The following is a 19110-nucleotide window of genomic DNA, read 5'->3' on the forward strand; positions in this document are numbered from 1 at the left end:
AAGGGCCAACCTAGCGTCCTCGCGCGGTGGTTTATCAAAACGACGCATTCGTCACAGAATGATCAGGCTGCATGGCAATAATGCGCCGCAAGTCCGACGTTCGGGTACAATGTGCCTCCTCCTGGAAGCGGACAGTTTAGTCAGACAGATTGGACGGTCGGCAGTCAGCCATGATGTCCTCCCGAAGGCTGACTTTGCGTGGTGCCGAGAGTGCGGCTGCATTGGAGCAAAATAGGGTCAGCCGACTCGTGGCGCTGGGCTACATCATGGCAAGGAACGGATTTATGGTATCAAGGATTCCGGGGTACTGATCCGGCGACAAGGCCGACAGTTCGTCGACGAGTTCGATCACATCGCCGTCTTCCACCACCTGATCGTGAAGCCTCACTGTGCCCAGGATCGTCTGCCCGTTGTCCGGACGGCTGCTGAGGATGAGCGCAATCATCGCTGCCACGTTTGTGGTGTCCTGGTCCTGCTGGTTCGGGCTATCGATGATCATGGGCGCCGTGAGGGCAGACGAAAACTTAAAGACAGTCTTCATAAGCGCGAGATGATAAGCGAGGACTGCGCGGGGCTGGTCGCTTCCCGTGTCGTTGACCTTGCGGACGATTTTGCTCGCGCTGTCGAGGTCGATCTTGCGAACATTGAGCGTGCGCAGGAAACCGATCATGAGCTGCGCGTAGTAGGCCTCGATCTCCTTTCTACGCTTCTTGTCGTCAAGCTTCTTCACCTCGGCGTCGATCTCAACGATCTCACCAGCCCTCTTGTCGACTTCCGCACGGATGTCGTTGAGCTGCGAGTCAAAAAAGACCTCTCGCCATGTTTGCGCTGGCGTTCTCGATAACCTCTTTAAGCGTCAGGTCCCCTTCCTTCTCCGTAAGCGGTGCGCGAAGGCACCTTGCAATAGGCCGATGAACATGGAGTTTTCGGGCCATGACATTGGAACATGCAAGGGGCGATCTGGTCGCCGAGTTAAGCGGTGCCGCGGCGGCCGAAGATCGTGCAACGATGCCCGGGCGCTCGCGGCAACGGAGGCTATGGAGTTGCACCGAGAAGCGCGCGTTGGTCGACCTGGCGAGCGCGGCGGGGTCGTCGGTGACGGAGGTCGCGGAAGCGTTCGGCGTAGCTCCATCCCAGCTCTATGCCTGGCGCAAGCAGATGGCCGGCGGCGAGCTCGATACCGATCAGGCGATGGCAACTTTCGCACGGATCGAAGTGAACGATCTGCCCGAGGTCGAGCGTCCGGTCGCCGATTGCCCGGACCCGGCCGGCAGGATCGTCGTGGCCTTTCCGAGCGGCACGCGATTGCGGATCGACGGGATCGTCGATCCGACAGCACTGCGCATCGTTCTGGCGGAGGTGACCAGGTGATCACGGTGGTGCCGACCGACCGGATTTATCTGTGCTGCGGCGCGACCGACATGCGCCGCGGGATCAACAGCCTGGCGCGGATGGTGCAGCAGGTGCTCGCGCTCAACCCGCACACCGGCGCGATCTTCTGCTTCCGTGGACGCAAGGGTCATATCATCAAGATTCTGGCGCATGACGACCAGGGGGTTCTGTCTGTTCACCAAGCGGCTTACCGATGGTTGTTTTGCCTGGCCAACTACCAGGGATCAGGTCGCCGTGTCGCTCACCAAGGCGCAGCTTTCGCTGCTTTTGGACGGGATCGATTGGCGCCGACCGAGCAAGATTTATCGACCGCGTTTGGCTGGCTGATTTTGATGTTTCTAATTGATTTTGTGTTGATTCTTCTTCCGTAACGAGGGTCTTTCGGGTATGTAATTTGGGTGTCGGAACAAGCTCCCTCAACCGCTGATTTCTTCGCCCGGATCGCCCTTCTGGAGGCGGCCGTTTCTGCCCGTGACATCACCATCGCCGAACGCGATGAGCAGCTTCGAAGAGAGCGCGCCGAGGCCGCACTTCGCATCCAGCGCCTGCAGCTGCGGATCGATCGCTTCAACCGCAAGGCCTTCGGCCGTTCGTCCGAGAAGCTCGGCCAGATGCTGCTCGAACTCGAAGATCTCGAGACCGATTTCGCCGCCAGCGTGCCGGATCTCGAGCTGCCCATCGTTGCTGACACCGACAAGGTCCGGGTGTTGCCGGTGCGTAAGTTCAACCCCAACCTGCCGCGCAAGCGGGTCGTTCGCGAGCCGTCTTGCGCATGCTGCCCGGGCTGCGGCGGCGATCTGCGCGCCATGGGCGAAGATGGCGACGAGATGCTCGATCTGGTCGCCCAGGCCTGGCAGGTTATGGAGACCATTCGACCCAAGTACAGCTGCCGGACCTGCGATAAAATCATCCAGGCGCCGGCGCCAGCCAAGGCCATTGCACGCGGTAAGCTCAGCTATGCCGCGCTCGCCCATATCATGATGGCCAAGTGGGGTTATCATCTGCCCTTCTACCGTCAGGTACAGATGATGGCCGCCAAGGGCGTCGATATCGAGCGTTCCACGCTTGCGCGCAGCGCCGGCTACGCCGCCGCTTTGCTCGATCCCATCTACAATCGCATCCGTGAGATCGGCCGTACCCGCAGCAAGATTCACACCGACGACACGCGGCTTCCGATCCTGGCGCCCGGCACCGGCAAGACCCACAAGGGCGCGCTCTGGGTTTATGTCGCCGACGACCGCAACTCGGGTTCGAAGGAGCCGCCGATCGCCTGGTATCGCGCCACCATGGGCCGCGCCGGCGAGAGCGTGATGAGCGAACTCGCCGGATTTGCCGGCACCCTCCAAGCCGACGGATTCAGCGGCTATAACCAGCTCTACAAGGGCGGCGCCATTCGAGAAGCAGCCTGCCTGGCCCATCTGCGTCGCAAGATATTCGACGTTCACGACAGCCAGCCGACCGAGCTCAGCACGACGGCCATGGCTGGTATCCAGGCGATCTACCGGATCGAGGAAGAGATACGGGGCTCCCGCCCGCCGAGCGATTGGCCGCACGACGAAGGCGGACCCGACCACTGGTTCGCGCGCTGCGACGACAGCTCATGCGCCAGGGCAAGGGTTTGTCGCGCCATGCCGATATCGCCAAGGCCTTCGCCTATGGCACCAGGCGATGGCGCGCGTTCAATCGCTTCCTCTACGATGGCCAGCTCGAGCCCGACAACCTGATCGCGGAGCGGGCGATTCGTGGATTTACGGTCGGCAGGCGCAATTGGCTCTTCTCGGGCAGCTTCGCCGCGGCAGAGCGGTCAGCGGTCGTGCTCAGCATCATTGAGACCTGCAAGCTCTGCGGCGTCGATGCCGAAGCCTACATGGCCGACGTCACCGAGCGCATCCAGAATGATTGGCCAGCCTCGCGCTGGGACGAACTGATGCCGTGGAATTGGGTGCGCCGCCAAGAGATGCAGCTCTCCTTGGCGGCATGAGCGCGCTCGATGACATGGCGCTGTCGGACGAGGCGCTCGAGGCCTGGATGGCCGCCAAGACCAACCGCCCGCTGGTGCGGACCATGTCGGCGCTGGATGGCTTCGTAACGGCGGCGGTCACCGGGCCGCGCTACCCGGACCCGCAAGACTGGATGTGCCCGCTCATGGGGTTGCCGCGCGACGTCCTGGCCAAAGGGTCTGCAACCGATCACGCCGTGTTTGCCAGCGTCGCCAGGATCCACAACCGGATCAACGAGACGCTCTTCGACAGACCGCAGGATTATGCGCCCCGATTCGCAACCAAGCCCAGCGGCGGCATCGACCCCCGGCCGTGGTGCCAGGGGTTCTACGCGGCCATGAATCTCAACATCAAAAGCTGGAGACGGCTACTCGACCTCGACAACCCCAACCACGGCCTGCTGCTGCCGATCCTGATCTACTGCGTCGACAAAAGGGGAGGCCCGTCCTCGGCAAGCCCAGGCCGGGGCCCGAGACCGCGCGCTTCATCGAGCATGAGGCCTACAAAGACATCGCCCTCGTCATCCCCGCACTGCGCGAACTCCACTACGTCACCCGCTATGGCTATGGCAACCCGGAGTGATCGCCGCCGGCGCGCCGACTAACGGCTGACCTACCATAGACGCATCACAAGACGATATTGGGAGGTGCCTTGGCGCACCGCTTACCCTTCTCCGCAAGAGTTCCCGAAACCTTTTCGATAAGCGCGTCAGTGTCGTGAAGGCGCGTCTCTACCTTTTCTGCCCTCTTCCGAACAACGACCAGGCGGTCATGCTGGTCGCGAAGGAATTGAGCGCAGGCTTCACGGTCGTCGAGGATGGAGAACTTGTGCGTGAAATCGTTGTCGTGGACGGTTCCGCAGGTAGGGCAAAAAATCTCTGCCTCGGCCTTCGAGGCGTAGATATAATCCTTGCCAAGTTCTTCCATCGCGAGGCGAGCGATCCTCATCTGCTCCGTCACGAGTTCTCGTTCGTCAACGATGTCGGCGAGCTCCGCAGTGCTCTTCAGCCTTGCCGCCCGGAGTTTGCGAAGCTCCACGAGAAGGCGGTCTACGGATTCGCGATGCTCGAGCTCGGTGAATTCCGTCCCGGTGAAAGCCGGTTGGAGATTCAGCTTGGCGACGGCCTTTTCCAGCACCTGCCGATCGCGGCCAAGTTCAGCAATCTCCAACTGGACAGCGGTTTTCCTTGCCTGGAGTTCATAGTATCTGTTCGGCCTAATGCCGGAATGGAACTCGACGACGGACTTGCGAGGGTTCTTGTACTGGCCTCGGTTGTCAAAGGATTCGAGGGACTGCTTCCAGCCGCTGTCTTGGTCGATACAGAACGGCATGAACATGTAGGCGGGCGGCGGCGTCTCCGTCACGCCGGACTTGTTCGGCAGCACAAGACCGAAATCAAGCATTTTTGCCAGAAACGGACCTAGTTTCGATGTGACGCTCCTCGTCGCGATGAGCAGATTGCCATTTTCGTCAAAAACGCCGAACGCCGAGCCGTCCCTGATGATCGAGCGGCGTTCGCCGTCGATCGAGAAAGACACGCGGGCCTTCACCTTCGCCTTAACCCACTCCGGATGCATCCTGACCGGCGCGCCAAAAGCCCAGTAAAGGCTCTTTATGACCGAAGATTTTCCGACGTCATTCTCGCCGATGATCACCGTCAGTCGGGGATGAAACTTGACTGTCCTTCCCTTGCGCTCGACGGTCGACAGGAGTTCTAACTTCTCGAAGCGCAAGTTTTTCATGGTTCTTCAATCTGAGATTTCTCACGAGCTGTTGAAATCGTTCGCTGCTAGACATCGTGGAACTCGTAAAGGATGACGGCGCGGAGGTAGTCGTCGCTCACGGTCGTGTCCCAGAGGGGAGCGAGTTGCCGAACCTCCGGAAGAGCAGCGTCTACCTCCTTCAAGAGATCGTGGAGTCCCGCGATATGGGTCGCAACAACTTCCCGAACGGCCTTCTTGAATCTTTGCGGCCCAGGTCCGTAGCGGGAACGACGGTCGTTGACGTAGAGCTTCCAGGCGGCACCGATGTCGCGCCGTCGGACGATGTTAGATATCTGCGGCGCGATTTCCACCCAATCGACCGCCTCCGCGCGCTTCTTCTTGAACTCCTCCAGACGGTCGTCGATCAGCTTTCGTGTCACGAAGGAATCCGACATGGTGGCGAAGCTGGTGAAATCGACGTTCATGCGCTCCCGCTGGCGGCATTCCTCAAGAAGCATGAGAGCGAAGGCGTAGGTGCTGGTCTCCGTCATACCGGTCTGCTCGATCACGAACTTTTGGACGGCGCCCATGATCGTGTCGCTGAAGCTGGCGAGATTCATACTGGAGCAGCAGAAGTGGAAAAGCTTCGAATGCTCGTCTTGGAAGTCGGGATCTTGCTCCTTCAGACGCTTCCGAAAAGCTTGGATCTTGGCTGTCGCGGCGGTGTCGAAATTCGTTTCGTCGTGACCGGCTGCGAGGTCTGAGCAAATTTGATTGGTGACGAAGACCAGCCTGTCGGTATGGTCCGGAAATCTCTTGAAGTTGTCGTACATCTTGGCGGCGTACGAGAGCTTCTTCTCCAGCGGCGGGTCGCCGGGCTTTTCCTTCGTCTTCTTCCCCTTCGCGCCCAAGGATGCCGAAATGCTGGAAAGCGTCCACGAGCCGATCTTCTGCGTCTTCACCTGAAAGAACGTGACCTTCGTGGGGCTGCTGATGCTGTCGAGTTCGAGAACGTCGTCATGAAATTCGAATGCGATCCCGAAGTCGGCGCCGCTCTTATGGAGCTGGATTATCCGGGACAGGCCCCAGGCCGCTTGGTATTCGAACCTTTCCACCGCAAGCTTGCCGCCCTGCTCGCGCTGAGGCTCCTTGAGGAGATCTTGCCTTATGTCCAAGTATCACCCCGAATCAAGAAGATTTTTACATCCTATACGTGCCCGGCGGGCGCGGCACCCATTTGTAAATCGAAAGTTATAGTAGCGAAAGGATATCCCGCGCCAGAGGCACGTGTGCCGCTTGAGCACGAGATAGACAGCCAGTCTCTTCGCGAGTCACTGCTTCGCTATGCCCACGCATTCCTCGTCCAGTCGTCCCGGACCGCACTGGTCAACGGCCATTCGAAAAATCGAGGAGCGGTTGGCCCGCTGGCTACTGATGGTCCAAGACCGCGCCGATGGAAACAAGATCTACCTGACGCATGAATTTCTGGCGACCATGCTTGGTGCCCGGCGCCCTGGCGTTACCATCGCCCTGCAAATGCTTGAATATCGGGGCTCGTTCACGCCAAACGCGGCGAGATCACAATTGTCGATCGCGTTGGAATGATAAACTCACACACGGTGCTTACGGCGAGGAAGAACAAAGTCACTTCGGCCTAGCCTCCGCCTAACTGTTCGGAATAGGGCAAACCCTTGCAGGCTGCCGAATTGGTGCCATAAATCGTGTTGGTGTGGGTTTCAGGGAGGAACTCGCATGACCGACACTTTTCACACCGTCACGGTTGAAAGAGCCGCCGAAGCCTATGTGCGCTCTAGAGGCAAAGCCCACTTCCTCTCCATCGCACAGGCGATCCGCGCCATCCGAACGCTCATGCCGGCATGCAAAGCTACCGATCGCGACCTGGAGGAGTTACTGGCGGAAGCATCCATTATTCACGGTGTGCCCGTCGCGTTCGATTTAAACACAGCTGTGGCCGCACAACCACGTCTCCATTCATAGGCCGGAGATTGCCCGCGCTCGCGCAGACGCCTACCTTATCGGACGTTCGCCAAGCGATTGTCCGTCATCTGATCGACAATATCGGCAGCCCGATTATTTCGATATCCGAGGTTAGCCACACCGTGAGGAGAATGCTTCCCCTTTGCGAACTCACGGACTGGGAACTTGGCGATCTCATTGCGCGAAGCGCGGTCGATGCGGGATTTGCGCTTGAACTCGATTGAGACCTCGGCACTGCCCGAAACGCGCGGCCCCGCCGCCATGACGTGTGCGGCAAGGTCACGGTAAACAATGACCTCTCCGCCGCATCGAAATGCTAGCCTACCCATCGACTACCTCAGGCAAAGTGTCTTCGACGACGCTCAAATTCTTATCGAAAGCTTCGATATCGGATGCGTTGGCGCGTAGAGACCGCACCTTGTTCAGGATCGCGGCAACCGCCGCTTCTTTGTCGGGCGCTACGCGTGTTGTCACCGCTTTGGCTGCCAAAGCGGAAAAATCTATGGCGGCATAAGCCGGTACGGTTGCAGCGTCGATTGCTTTCGGCCGTTCTTTTGCGATTACGCGCCGGCCCGGCGGCGGAGCCATAGGGGCTGCTTTTGCGGCAAATGTCGCGCCGCGCCGCAGGCGGGTCTGCAAGAGGCCTGAGCGGTACGCGGGTGCTGTCGGCACAATCGTCGGGAGCGCAGGAGATGGAACCGGCGCGGAAGCGTCCAACGCAGGTCTTTTCGTGCGCGAAACCTCGACAGAGCCGGGCAGGGGCATGAACGCGCGTTTGGCTAGCTGGCCGTCGGCGAAATAGAAATTGCGCGTGCCGAGGATTGGCAGTTCGCCGCGCGGCAATATGATGACCCTGTTCTTGTCGAGGGTACGGATTTCATCCGGCCGCATGAGGGGTCGCCGCACTTGCTTGCGGTGCTCCGAGCGCGTGTAATAAGTGTCGAACAACGTAGCCTTGGTGCGCGTCACGTCCTTTTGCACGTCCGACGTTTCGCCGACCTGCTCGGAAACATAGCGCAGATCGTCGGCGTCCTGCGCACCGAAAAAGATCTGCACGCGAGCGGCGTTGATGAGCGTCTTGCGCCCTTCCTGGCGATAGATCTCGTCTACGGCCTTCAGCGACTGCACGAAAAACCACATGGAAACGCCGTTGCCGCCGAGCACGCTCGCCATTTCGGTCACGTTCTCGAGCTTGCCGAGGTTCTGGAACTCGTCGAGCAGCACAAGCACCGGATGCTCGCCCGGGCGCGGCATGGTTTCCGACATGAAGTTCATCATCTGCGTAATCAGAACGTTGAACAACGGTCCGAGCGACGTGATCTGCTCGCGCCGCACGTCGAGATAAAGAGAAATCCGGTCGCGTTTGAGATTGCGAATATCGAACGTGCTGTGCGACGTGGCTCGCATCAGGCGCTCGTTCAGAAAAGGGGCCATGCCGGTCCGCACGCCGGCGTAGATTCCGGAAAACTGCCGCTCGGACATTTCGAAATACGGCAACAGGGTTTGCAGCGTGAAATGCGAACATTCGCGGCGGCGTTCCTCGCGGAGAGAGCCGATGAACTCGAGGAGTGGCTGCTCGGCACCGTTCATAATCTCGAGGATTGTAGAGAAGGTCTTCTTCTCGTTCGGGATCGCAGGCGATTCCATTATGAAGGATGCTATGCCGGTAAAGAGGAGTCGGGCATCGTTGACCCAATAGGGATCCGCGTTCGAAGGGGGGCGCGGAAACAATGCCGCAGCGATGTTGCGAAGGTCGATGTCGCGCTGTGCTGAGTCCAGCGAAATGAAGTCCATCGGATTGTAGCATGCGGTATTGCCGTCCGGATCAGCCGGCGCGAAACGCACCACGCGGCTCATGGTCGAACGGTAACCAGCGGTCGCCGCATAGGTCTCGCCTCGCAGGTCGAGAACCACGAGCGAATGCGGCCAGGTCAAGGCGTTCGGGATGATGAGAGACGTGCCCTTACCAGAGCGCGGCGGCCCTATGACGAAGCCGCCGATATCATCGCCATCAATCCACAATTTCTTGCCACCAATCAGCTTACGCCGGGTCAAGTGAATCTTGCCGGACCGCTGATCGCGGCCAGGCGACAAAATTTCGGCAAGCCTGCCGCCGGCTCGACCGACGAAGACGCCGCCAACTTTTGTCAGGCCGGTTTTCGATACGTCGCTCATGGTCATGAAGCGAGAGTCATTGCGCTTTCTCGGACGCATGAGAAACAAGCTTACCAGCGGCAAGAGAAACCCAAAAAATCCCGCCGCAACGGCATATTGCACCCGGCCAAAATTCCTCGCCATCGTGTCCGACCAGGCCTGACGAACAACCGGCAAGGGATTGTCGTTCAGCTGGTCGAACAGGACGTGGGCGCCGGTCCGGTACCAATCCGTCGCGGCATAGGCGACCGTGAAGAGCAGGACACCCAGGGCCATCGCCATAAGCATCATGAAAATTGCTGTTGCGACTTTCTGCATGGACGGCCCCGCTAGATTGTTTCCGCCTTGGTGAACTTGATCTCGCTGATGCCGCGCCGTCCGCCTTCAGTGCGGACCATCTGTACGACCAGCGGAATGACCTCGCGCAGATAGTCGAGGATCTCGCTTCGGGAGAGGCCCGAGCTGCCCTGCATGACCATGAGCGCCAGCCGCTCGTAGGCGGACCGGGCGGAATTGGCATGAACGGTGGTGAGCGAACCAGGGTGGCCGGTGTTGATCGCCTGGAGAAACGCGAAGGTTTCAGCGCCGCGCAACTCGCCCAGCAACAGACGGTCGGGTCGCATGCGAAGCGAGGCCTCGAGAAGCTGTTGCGCGGAGACTTTGGCAAGGCCCTGGTCGCCCTTCGAGGCTATCAGCGCGACGTTGTTGGGGGCCGGCAGCCTCAGCTCGCGGGTGTCTTCGATCGTGATGATCCGTTCATGGGCCGGGATCTCCTTCAAGAGCGCATTCAAGAACGTCGTCTTGCCCGTGGACGTACCGCCGGAAACGACGATCGAGACGCGGTTGCGCACCGCATACTGCAGGAACTCCATCGGCGACGTGTCGTGCAGCATTTCGACAAGTCGCTTTTCTTCGGTTGAAAGCGCCAGGCCGCTGCCCATCGCCGTATTCTCGAATGCGCCGAGAGCCTTGTAGGCATCAAGGCTCATATCCATGATGACCTGCTTGCGGATCGAGATCGCCCCGCCTTCGGGGGCCGCCGGCGGCAAGATGCATTGGATGCGCTCGCCTGAGGGTAGCGCGGCCGACAGGACCGGCCTTTCTTCGTTGATGACCTGATTTGTCGCCGAGGCAACGCCAGTCGAGATGTTTCGAATCCAGCCGGGCGTGACCTCGCGCTTGACGACGTGCTCCATTTCCTTCGCGCCGAGGCGTTCGATGAACAATTCGCCCGGCCTGTTGATGGCAATCTCGGATACCGCATCTTCGCTCAAATAGGGCCAGATCGGCTCCAGGTGCGCGCGCAGGACCGGGGCTCTCGCCCAAGGGTCGGGGAGGGGATGCACGGCATTCATTTCACCGGGCTCCCATAGCCGGGATAAAAATGATCCTTTGGCGTCGCGTAAAGGGGGCGTCGGATCGATCGCGGTCTTCGGCCTTCCACCTGCCTTCAGGCGCGCCACTTCTTCCTGGACGGGATCGGCGTACAAATCCGAGAAATCGAGATCTCGCCGCACCAGCACGACAATGGATGTGCCCTGGTCGACATAGACTGTCGGGCCAATGTTCTGCGTGTCGCGAAACGCCTCTTGCGCGAGTTGCTGCAGGGCGGTCGATGACTTGTCAAACGCGATGCCGCGGGCGTCGCGCTGCGAACCATTGCCACCATAAGTTACGGTCGTGGTCTCTCCGGTCACGGGATCGATCGTCGACACCTGGCGCTGTTGTCCACCCTGGCTGCTGTCGCCAAGCGAGGACAGATATTCAGAGACGCCGCCAACGACGGAAAGCATGATGGCGTTGCCGTATCGTTCAACCCAGTGCGTATCGACACGGCCGCCCATGCCGCCACGGCCGAGGGCATCTGCACCGGGTGACTTGATGTCGACGGAAATGCCGTCCGAGCGAATGACCCTGTTCCAGACGATGAAAACACGCTTTTGTCCGCGCGCAAGCCCCGAGCGGTATTCCCCCGTCAGGCGCGAGCCTTTTGGAATGAGGATCCGCCTGCCGTCGAGCGAGAAGACATCCTCACGCACAACAGCGCGCACGGCACCGGGAAGGTCGGTATTGATGGCGGTTTCCAAATAGCCGCGAAGGATGGTTCCTTCAGGGATCAACGCATCGATGCGTCGAAAAGCCCTGGCTTGGACGATCCCGGAAGAGCTTGCCTCGGACTGCGCCAGGAATGCCTTGTTGGGATCACTGTCGGCGCCGGGGACCGGGATGATCTGACCGTCGGGCGCGATTTCGACCTGTGCCGCCTGGGCGCCGGCATCCGTCGAGCCGGTTTCACCATTTGTCACCATCTGGTTCGACCGCAGGCGTTCCCAGACTGCCTTTTCGTGCTCGGCGGCCTCGGCCTTGCGGCGAGCCTCGTCCTCAGCCGCGGCCTTGCGGCGGGCTTCGTCCTCTTCGGCCTTGCGGCGAGCCTCCTCGGCCGCCATTTGCGCCTCCAGCGCGCGCCGCTGCGCATCGAGATCCGCACCCTCCTGGACGGTCTGGTCGACGTTGTCAGCCTGCTGCGTGCCGCCCTGAGCGTCGGCCGGCGGGGGCACCACGATCTGGTCGATCGTGCCGTCCGCAGGTTGCGGCGGTTCGTTCAGCGCCGGCGGGCGAAACTCCGGCGGGTTGAAGTTTTCCTCGCCATCGCTGCGAAGATCGCGCGATACCGGCTCCCGAGGCCAGTTCAGCCATATCAGCGCGCCTACCAGCACCACGCCGAGGCTGACCAGCGCAATCCTGGTACCCACACCCGCACCGCGGCGCGCAACCGTTGGGCTGCCGTCCAGTTGGTTATAGTCGATCTGCGTCATCACCGTCCTCCGCTGGATCCGAACAGGGTGGAACCGCGTGTCAGTTTCGTTGGACCGTAGACCTGCTCGACCGGGTCGACAGCGTTGGGTCGCGCCTGCTTGTAGAGGCAGAGCGTCTTGCCATCGGCTCGCAGGGTGAATTGCCGCGCGACCTTGTCGATGACGGTGTATTTGCCCTGCGTGCGAACGTTGACCAGCGACTCCTGGCGCTTGTCGTCGACCACGAAAATCGCCGGAATGTCACCCTTGAACTCCAGAAACACCTTGGTGCCGTCGTCGAATACGGTGCGCGGCTTCAGGCTGTCATCGCCCTTGTAGGCATAGTCGTAATTGAGATCGGCATAGTTCAGGTCCTTCAAATCCGGATCGGCGGCGCTGTCCTTGGCCTGTGAGAGCAGGCGCGCGTTGACATCCTCGTCCGGGTATTTGAACCGGACCTGGAAGGATGCCCGGTCCCGATCATTGTCAGTCCCCTGCAGCAGCAGGGAGTAGACCCGCCGGTTGGTGACGACATTGACGTTAGTCCAGGCATCGCGCTCCAGCGGCTTGACGAATAGAAACCGCGACCCGCGTTTGGGGATGATCGACCAGCCCTTCGTGTCGCCAGCCGAGACAGTTTCGATGACTTCGGTCGGGCTGAGCTCGACCATCGTTGAAATACCAAGAGCGGCGCGTACCGTCGTCACGTCGTCATTGTTGAAGGTGACATATCGGATGCGGCCATCGCGCGCAGCTGCGCCGGGAATCGTGCCGAGCAGAAGGGCGGCCGACAAGGCCAGGCTCGCGCGCCATCTCATTGCAGGCTTCCCGCGGCTGGCGCCGTTTCCTGGTCGCGGCGGTAATCCGTAACCTGAAATCCCAACGGATTGTCGAAACGCCATTCGTTCTTGAGCGGCGTCGAGGTGTAGCGGAATTTTATCACCGCGACCCAATTGTCGGCCGTCGACGAATTGTCCCGCCGCGTCGTCGTGGCAAAGCGCACCGAGGCTGTGTTGCGATTGAGCAGGGAAACCGACTTGATCTCGACCGCCACGGTGACATTGCGGCCATAGGCCTTGTCCAGCGATTGCGGATTTGCCGGCGTGAAAAGCCATGTCAAATCCTTCGACGCCGCGTCGGTGGAGTAGAGCTGCGCCAAATCGTAATTCTGTTTCAGTTCACGCGAATCGTAGGTTTCTCGGGCACGAATGTAGCGCACGAGATTTGCCGCCGTGACGGCCTCGTTCTGCGACAGATCTCCGGGCTTCAGCGCGCGCATGATCTCGAGGTAGCCCGTCGATTTGTCGACCTCGACAACGTAGGGTTCGAACTGGCGGAGCGGCAGGATCAGCACGAGCGCCAGCAGCGACAGCACCGCTACCAGTCCGGAAACGCCGCTGACGATCCATGCCAATGTACGCGATCGCCGCATTGACCTGTGCGTGTCGTCTTCCCAAGTCGCGCCCGCCCTGTAATAGCGTCTGTCCACGAGTTCGTTGCCGCTGTCAGCAGCTTTTTGCGATGGTGTTGACACTTACTATTGCCTCGTTTGCGATACGCATGCTGGTCCGGCGTCGCGATCCATGATCGGTCTTGTGTTCTAGGCCAGAGGCCGGGAGTTATCCCGCGCACCTTGCTGGATGGCGGACCGAGCCGCATCGTCCGCCCTTGCTGCTCTCGGAGATCGAAAACTGTTTGCTGCGAGCTGCCGGGCGCCCCGAGCGGCGCGGCCGGCGGCCCATCGTGCACCGGAGTAGCGCACGGCGTTTCTGCCAAAGTTTCGATAGGGGTTGTATGCTCCCACGGTGCTCAGATATCCGCCGCCATTCAGGATCGAAGCAATCGATGGGATCTGCATGAGAACGTAGATCCCGATGATCGTCACCAGCACCAAGGGCAGCACCAGCGACATTTTGCTGTCCATGGTCGCTCCGCCGGATGTGGCGGTGTTCAGCGCCGCATTGACGAGCGAGAAGTAGAAACCGAGAAAGCCGTAGATCAGGATTTGCTGGATCATCAGAAAGGTGGTGAGCGAAAGGAAGCCTTCGCTCATGCGCGAGGACCAGCGGTAAAGCCAGAGAATGATCCATATCGGCGCCAAGGCGAGCGTGATGAACAACATCACCTTGGCGGCGATGATCGCGGCAATGGCAAGCGCTGCGAAGATGATGGCCGACAGCAAGACGAGTAACGACAGCAGCGCGCCAAAAATGTCGTAGAAGGATCCGCTATAAACCTGATTGGCGACGTCCTGCGCCCCTTGGTAGAGGTTGTCGATAAGCGCTGGAATTGCCGCCTGGTCGCTGAGCTGATTGCCGGTAGCTCGCGACACGGCGCCGACGATCACCTTGCCGACCTCATCTGGAATGCTTTGAACGAGCTGGTAGATCGTCGCGGAGAATGTGCCCCATCCAGTCAGCAACAGATAGATGATGACGGCGCGGCCGAGGCGATAGGCCGCTTCGAGCGGCGAGATCGACTCTCGCCCGCTCAGGATCGAATAGCCCCACCACACGATATAGAGGGTCAGCATGAGGGTGAAGACGTTGCCCATCGCATTGCCCAACTGCATATAGACGGTGCGGACGAAGTCCTCACCGATGTTGTCAATGCCACCAAGAATGCTTGCGGCGAGACCGTTCATGGATCCTCGTCAATGATGGTGAACGGCGTTGAATTGACCGGTTTTAGCGCGCCGCATTGGTCGGTTTGGGCATACGCCAAAGGCCCGCACGGCGCTTTCCGTTCGCGATTTGCGCATCCGAGAAGCACTGCGCAGAGCCCAATCACAGCGCCTATGCGCAACACTCGCCGCGACAAGCGCTAGCCTCCGCTCTTGCCAAATTCGGCGAACGGATTGACGTTGCGCGGCGTCATCATCTTCTGCACCTGGCTTTGGCGAAGAAGGTCTCCCTTCAGCTTCTCATTCAGGGCCGCGACTGCGCCGTTCTGGACGCCGATCAGTTCGTTGACCGCGCGCGCGTTTTCCAGCTGCATTCGTGTGTTCTGGTCCACCGATCCCTTGACGTCCTGCGACTGCCCGATCTGCCCGCTCGCGGACTGCAGGGACTGTTGGCGCTGGGTGACGCCCTGCGAGGCCTGCGAAGTCAGCGCGCTCAGCAGGGAGGCCACGTTGACGCTGCCGCCATAGGCCGTGTTGACGGCGCTCGTCTCCTTGCCGGCAATCTGCTGCAGCTGCTTCACCAGCTGCAGCCCATTGATGACGGCGCCGGCGATTTTCTGGATTTCGGGCGACAGACCACCAAACGAAAGCGCGCCGCCGTTCAGGATCGATCCGAACGACGGCGCCTGGGCAATCGACATGTTGCCGCCAAGGCCCATTTGTCCGATGCCGAGCGAACCGTCACGACTGCCGCTGAGGGCCTGCAGGATCTCCTGGCTCTTTTTCAGGATATCCTTGTTGGAATCCATGATGGAGTTGGTGTTCTCTGCATTCTTGCGGGCGACATCGAGATTGGCGCCATCGATGACGGCAATCTGTGCAAGGGCAGCACTCGTCCAAAGCGCCATGCCGGCAGCAATAGCGATTTTCTTCATGTCAGCCTCCTATTGCTGTAGGGAATCGATCACGCTGGCAGCGCCAGCAGGGTCGGTGGTGATGGTCATCGAGCGGCTGTCGGCCGAGCTTGCGGCCGCATTCTGAACCGCGCATGGCAGCCACCGGCCGCGATCGATCTTCAAACGTTCCAGTTCGGCGGGATCACAAGAGAACGGATTTGGAGAGCCGCTCTTCGGCCGTTGCACCAGCTTGGACGACTGCGATGCCTGCACGTTCTGCAACGACAGAAGTTGGGCCAGCAACGTCGTAAAATCCCCCCGCCTGGGCGAGGTACTGGTTGGTGACATCGGCGTTGATCCCACGAGCCGACGAGTTCAGCTCCCAAGCGTCCTTGTATTCGGTCACCTGGCCAACAGAGCCCGACAGCGCGTCGATTGCCGCGTCGTTGGCGCCCATCTCCGATGCACTTGCATCAAGGCCGCCAGCCGCCTTACTCACCGCACCCATGGCGTCGTTCTGGGCGGAGCCGCCCGCGCCGTCGGCGGTGACGATCGAGAAGGGTGGCGGTGCGGCGGCCGGAGCCTTGCCGCTCGATACATAGTCGTTGAAGTAGCTGTTCCAACGGCCGACACCGCCGGCCCACTGGTTCTGCTCGCCTGCGTTCGATCCGTTGTAGAAGGAGGCGAGACAGCTATAATTCGTCGCCCCGCATTGCTTGACGCCCATTCCGAGATATTTGACACCGCCTTCGACGTTCTGCTCGTTCACGTCGCGGTCAAGTCCCATCGACTTGCCGGTGCCCTTGGTTAGCTGCATGACGCCTTTGACGCCTGTGTGGCTCCCGGCGCATGTGTCAAAGCGCGATTCCTGATAGGCAACGGACAGCGCCAGGCCTTCGGGCACGCCGTATTTTTGCGCATAATAGCGGATCATCTTCACGTTGCCCGCGTCGCGCTGCAACGCCTCAGTCGGCGACCGGCGAAACATCTGTGAGCGATATTTGTTCGAATAGGTGCAGACAACGCTTTTCTTGTTGTCGGTTTCGTCCTTCTTGGCCTCATCCGACTTCGTGCTGTGCTGCTCGTCCTCTTGCCGCTTGTCGAGGTTCGGCCCGTCGATGACCGCGATCTGAGCGACAGCCACGGTCATGCTTTCCGCCGTCGCGAGAGCCACGGCCAGACAAAAGCTGCTAAGCCGCTTCGTCATGCTCGTCCTCCCATCCGCAGAAGTACGGCAGCCACATCTGCGGCTCGTCGCCGAAGGTCTCCCGGAGCCGTGCGCATTCCTTGCTGTTGGCTTCGTTCGAGGACAGGACCTTGATGAGATCGGGCATCGCCGACAAATCGAGCTTGGCGACGACCGAGTCGCTGTCGTGCTTGACGAGGAAGGTGCGTGTTTCCTTCGCGGTTCGGCGCACGAACTCGAATTCCTTGGCTGTCAGCGAGAAGCGCTCCATGTAGGAGTCCTTGCTCGCCTTGGGGTTGGGGAAGAAAATATTGGTCTTCGTTTGCTCGATCAGCGACGACGAGATGGAGGAACTGACGACGTCTTCCGCTGTCTGCGTGCCGAAGCCGACGACGCCGTTGCGGCGACGAATGGTCTTCAGCGTCTCATTGATGAAGGCGGCGAAAACCTCGTCGTCCAGCAGCTTCCAACCTTCATCGAGAAAAAGCATGATCGGCGAGCCGTCGATGACGTCTTCAAGACGATGGAAGATGTAGAGCAACGCCGCCGAGCGCAGCTTTCGGTCGCCCAGGATCCTGGTCATGTCGAACCCGACAACGGGTTTCGAGAAATCAACCAGATCGACGGGATTGTTGAAAAGCCAGCCCTTGTCCTTTGGGTCGAGCCAGGGTTGTATGCGCGCCGCCAGATCATTCATGCCAGGCATGAGCGAGCCGCGCAGCACTTCCGGGAGCAGGTCGAAGGTCCGCTGTTGGCGCGGGATCTTATAGACCATGTCGACGGCGGCGTTGATGACACGCATCTCCGCCACGTCGAGCACGCCGCCTTCCGGCGTCAGAATGTAGATGAGCAGATCTTCCAGGAAAGAACGGTTTTCCGCCGTATCCTCAAGCTGCAATGGCGCGAACCCGGTCGGCTGAGAGGGTTCCATCACCTCGTAGCGACCGCCGAGCGCCCGAACGAAAATTTCAGCGCCGCGCATGTAGTCGAAATAAACGCATCGTGGCCGAGGCATGATGCGCATCGCCTGCGCCATCAGGAACGACAGCACCACAGTCTTGCCCGAGCCGGTGGGGCCAAACACCGTGAAGTGCCCGACATCGTGAACGTGGAAATTGAAATAGTATGCCGTTTGGCTGGTCGTTTCGAGCAAAGCGATGGGCCGTTTCCAATGCAGCCGCTCACGTTGGCCGGACGGGAAATTGTGTCCTGAAAAAGGCCGGCGAAATTTAGGGACGAGATCAAAGCACGTCGCGCGATGTAGCTGAAATTTCCCGGCAACTGCGCCCAGAAGGCCAGTTCCGTGTTCAGAGTCTCGCGTACCGGCACGATCGACATGCGCGAAAGCTCGGCCGTGATGTCGGATAGCGCACGGTTGAGGCCATTCATGTCCGGCGCCAATGCCATGACGCTCATGTGATGTTGTCCGAAGACGACTTCGCCACCGGCCAGCTTGTCGGCGCCATCATGGACGGACTCCTCGACCGTCGTGCCCGCCTCGTCGGAACCCTCAACCTGGTTGGCGATGGTGTTGATCCTGCGCATCGCCGTTACACGGTCTTCGATCGCGAAACTTTGAGTCAGAATAAACTCATGCGGCAGGCGCAACAGACCGTCCAATGAGCCCGGCGCGGTGAACGGCGGGTATTCCTTGATTGACACCATGGCGCCGAGCTTGGCTTGGTCCGGACCGCGAAGTTCCAGCGCGGACTTGCCGAAAAACAGCTGCCGCGTCGCCAGCACATCGCCAAGGCTCATGCGCGGCAAAGGCATTTCCAGGTCGACGCCGCCGGCGAGGATCTTCGCCAAAAAATCCGCGGGCTCGGAAAAGAAGCTGTCGCGGCGCTTCACGACACCGAGAAGGCGCCCCCCATAAGCGGTGAAATCCTTGACCATCCCGTCAAGGATGTCATGCAGTTCGGCAATCGCCTCTTCGCGGGTTTCTTCGCCTGCGGTACTGATGCGGAATGCGTTGAGCGCCTTGTCCACCCAGCCGACCCGGCCGACCATGGGGCGCCGTATAACCGTCAGATACGCCTCGTTGACGAAAAGGTTTTTCGACCCAAGCTCATCCATGTAGCGGGCGTCGAGCTCGGCCACGAAAGGATTGTCAAAGTCGCCTTCGATCTCCGGTGTCACATGGCGGCGAATGATCGTTGTGTAGACCGCAAAGCGAGAGGTCGAGAGATTGCGGAACGTGGTGTTGCGGTTGAACATGCGGCTGTTCAACTCGGCCTGGTCCATCGTCTGGAACGGCAGGCCGCTGAGCTGGATGGCGCCGACCAGAAAGCCGCTCTTCGTCACGATCAGATTGTCATCGACATGGCGAAGGTAGGGGATGTGCATCGCCGCGGGCTTTTCGC

Annotated in this window: 15 protein-coding genes and 4 pseudogenes; 7 read left to right on the top strand and 12 right to left on the bottom strand. The window is 60.2% G+C overall.

Going from position 1 to position 19110, the window contains the following annotated elements; genetic code table 11:
• Positions 1-259: 259 nt before the first annotated feature.
• Positions 260-730 (bottom strand): hypothetical protein, encoded by a 471-nt coding sequence (locus HB778_RS34810; RefSeq protein WP_183465423.1) that lies wholly within the window; start codon positions 728-730, stop codon positions 260-262.
• Positions 731-933: 203 nt separating this feature from the next.
• Here HB778_RS34810 and tnpA point away from each other — a divergent pair, with 203 nt between their 5' ends.
• From tnpA to HB778_RS34830, 4 genes and pseudogenes are all read left to right on the top strand, one after another.
• Positions 934-1371, top strand: coding sequence for an IS66-like element accessory protein TnpA (gene tnpA / locus HB778_RS34815; protein WP_183457562.1), 438 nt, complete (start codon positions 934-936; stop codon positions 1369-1371).
• Positions 1368-1719: pseudogene (gene tnpB / locus HB778_RS34820) on the top strand (IS66 family insertion sequence element accessory protein TnpB). Before tnpA ends, tnpB begins: the two are co-directional and overlap by 4 nt.
• A gap of 71 nt (positions 1720-1790) precedes the next feature.
• A pseudogene (tnpC, locus tag HB778_RS34825) lies at positions 1791-3373 on the top strand (IS66 family transposase).
• Positions 3370-3996 carry a UPF0149 family protein gene (locus tag HB778_RS34830; protein WP_244661595.1) on the top strand — a complete coding sequence of 209 codons (627 nt, stop codon included), beginning with the start codon at positions 3370-3372 and terminating at the stop codon, positions 3994-3996. Before tnpC ends, HB778_RS34830 begins: the two are co-directional and overlap by 4 nt.
• Positions 3997-4018: 22 nt before the next feature.
• On the opposite strand, the gene HB778_RS34835 is transcribed toward HB778_RS34830, so the two are convergent.
• Both HB778_RS34835 and HB778_RS34840 read right to left on the bottom strand, forming a co-directional pair.
• Positions 4019-5134 carry an ATP-binding protein gene (locus tag HB778_RS34835; RefSeq protein WP_183465424.1) on the bottom strand — a complete coding sequence of 372 codons (1116 nt, stop codon included), beginning with the start codon at positions 5132-5134 and terminating at the stop codon, positions 4019-4021.
• 47 nt (positions 5135-5181) lie between these two features.
• Complete coding sequence (locus HB778_RS34840; protein WP_183465425.1) at positions 5182-6270, bottom strand: dsDNA nuclease domain-containing protein; 1089 nt, start codon at positions 6268-6270, stop codon at positions 5182-5184.
• A gap of 241 nt (positions 6271-6511) precedes the next feature.
• On the opposite strand from HB778_RS34840, the gene HB778_RS42045 reads away from it, so the two are divergent.
• The 3 genes from HB778_RS42045 (at position 6512) to HB778_RS41090 (ending at position 7317) form a co-directional block, all read left to right on the top strand.
• On the top strand, positions 6512-6700 hold the full coding sequence (locus HB778_RS42045; RefSeq protein ID WP_244662053.1) for a helix-turn-helix domain-containing protein: 189 nt from the start codon (positions 6512-6514) through the stop codon (positions 6698-6700).
• Positions 6701-6847: 147 nt separating this feature from the next.
• Positions 6848-7093: a hypothetical protein gene (locus HB778_RS34850; protein WP_183465426.1), complete on the top strand. Its 246-nt coding sequence runs from the start codon at positions 6848-6850 to the stop codon at positions 7091-7093.
• A gap of 8 nt (positions 7094-7101) precedes the next feature.
• On the top strand, positions 7102-7317 hold the full coding sequence (locus HB778_RS41090) for a hypothetical protein (RefSeq protein ID WP_210308090.1): 216 nt from the start codon (positions 7102-7104) through the stop codon (positions 7315-7317).
• Positions 7318-7414: 97 nt separating this feature from the next.
• On the opposite strand, the gene HB778_RS34855 is transcribed toward HB778_RS41090, so the two are convergent.
• The 9 genes and pseudogenes from HB778_RS34855 to HB778_RS34890 all read right to left on the bottom strand — a co-directional run bounded on the left by HB778_RS34855 (position 7415) and on the right by HB778_RS34890 (position 19093).
• Positions 7415-9565: a type IV secretory system conjugative DNA transfer family protein gene (locus HB778_RS34855; protein ID WP_183465427.1), complete on the bottom strand. Its 2151-nt coding sequence runs from the start codon at positions 9563-9565 to the stop codon at positions 7415-7417.
• Between the two features lie 11 nt (positions 9566-9576).
• A complete protein-coding gene (gene virB11, locus HB778_RS43595) occupies positions 9577-10602 on the bottom strand; it encodes a P-type DNA transfer ATPase VirB11 (protein ID WP_432421281.1) in 1026 nt (341 codons plus the stop codon).
• A gap of 138 nt (positions 10603-10740) precedes the next feature.
• Positions 10741-12063, bottom strand: a pseudogene (gene virB10, locus HB778_RS43600) (type IV secretion system protein VirB10); the annotation flags it as partial.
• Positions 12063-12860, bottom strand: coding sequence for a TrbG/VirB9 family P-type conjugative transfer protein (locus tag HB778_RS34865; protein ID WP_183465429.1), 798 nt, complete (start codon positions 12858-12860; stop codon positions 12063-12065). The pseudogene virB10 and the gene HB778_RS34865, both read right to left, overlap by 1 nt.
• Entirely contained in the window at positions 12857-13576 is a 720-nt protein-coding gene (locus HB778_RS34870; RefSeq protein WP_183465430.1) for a virB8 family protein, read from the bottom strand. Before HB778_RS34870 ends, HB778_RS34865 begins: the two co-directional genes overlap by 4 nt.
• A gap of 66 nt (positions 13577-13642) precedes the next feature.
• Positions 13643-14686 (bottom strand): type IV secretion system protein, encoded by a 1044-nt coding sequence (locus tag HB778_RS34875; RefSeq protein ID WP_183465431.1) that lies wholly within the window; start codon positions 14684-14686, stop codon positions 13643-13645.
• 179 nt (positions 14687-14865) lie between these two features.
• Entirely contained in the window at positions 14866-15600 is a 735-nt protein-coding gene (locus tag HB778_RS34880; RefSeq protein ID WP_183465432.1) for a type IV secretion system protein, read from the bottom strand.
• 163 nt (positions 15601-15763) lie between these two features.
• Positions 15764-16768: a transglycosylase SLT domain-containing protein gene (locus HB778_RS34885; protein WP_183465433.1), complete on the bottom strand. Its 1005-nt coding sequence runs from the start codon at positions 16766-16768 to the stop codon at positions 15764-15766.
• Positions 16752-19093, bottom strand: a pseudogene (locus HB778_RS34890) (VirB4 family type IV secretion/conjugal transfer ATPase). The gene HB778_RS34885 and the pseudogene HB778_RS34890 overlap by 17 nt, the downstream one beginning before the upstream one ends.
• Positions 19094-19110: the final 17 nt, after the last annotated feature.

This window comes from Mesorhizobium huakuii (assembly GCF_014189455.1).
Lineage (GTDB): Bacteria > Pseudomonadota > Alphaproteobacteria > Rhizobiales > Rhizobiaceae > Mesorhizobium > Mesorhizobium huakuii_A.

Coding starts and splice junctions, on each gene's coding strand:
- HB778_RS34855 (WP_183465427.1), bottom strand. CDS start 9,565: ATGCAGAAAGTCGCAACAGCAATTTTCATGATGCTTATGGCGATGGCC.
- HB778_RS34830 (WP_244661595.1), top strand. CDS start 3,370: ATGAGCGCGCTCGATGACATGGCGCTGTCGGACGAGGCGCTCGAGGCC.
- HB778_RS34865 (WP_183465429.1), bottom strand. CDS start 12,860: ATGAGATGGCGCGCGAGCCTGGCCTTGTCGGCCGCCCTTCTGCTCGGC.
- HB778_RS34885 (WP_183465433.1), bottom strand. CDS start 16,768: ATGACGAAGCGGCTTAGCAGCTTTTGTCTGGCCGTGGCTCTCGCGACG.
- HB778_RS34880 (WP_183465432.1), bottom strand. CDS start 15,600: ATGAAGAAAATCGCTATTGCTGCCGGCATGGCGCTTTGGACGAGTGCT.
- virB11 (WP_432421281.1), bottom strand. CDS start 10,602: ATGAATGCCGTGCATCCCCTCCCCGACCCTTGGGCGAGAGCCCCGGTC.
- HB778_RS34850 (WP_183465426.1), top strand. CDS start 6,848: ATGACCGACACTTTTCACACCGTCACGGTTGAAAGAGCCGCCGAAGCC.
- HB778_RS34835 (WP_183465424.1), bottom strand. CDS start 5,134: ATGAAAAACTTGCGCTTCGAGAAGTTAGAACTCCTGTCGACCGTCGAG.
- tnpA (WP_183457562.1), top strand. CDS start 934: ATGACATTGGAACATGCAAGGGGCGATCTGGTCGCCGAGTTAAGCGGT.
- HB778_RS34875 (WP_183465431.1), bottom strand. CDS start 14,686: ATGAACGGTCTCGCCGCAAGCATTCTTGGTGGCATTGACAACATCGGT.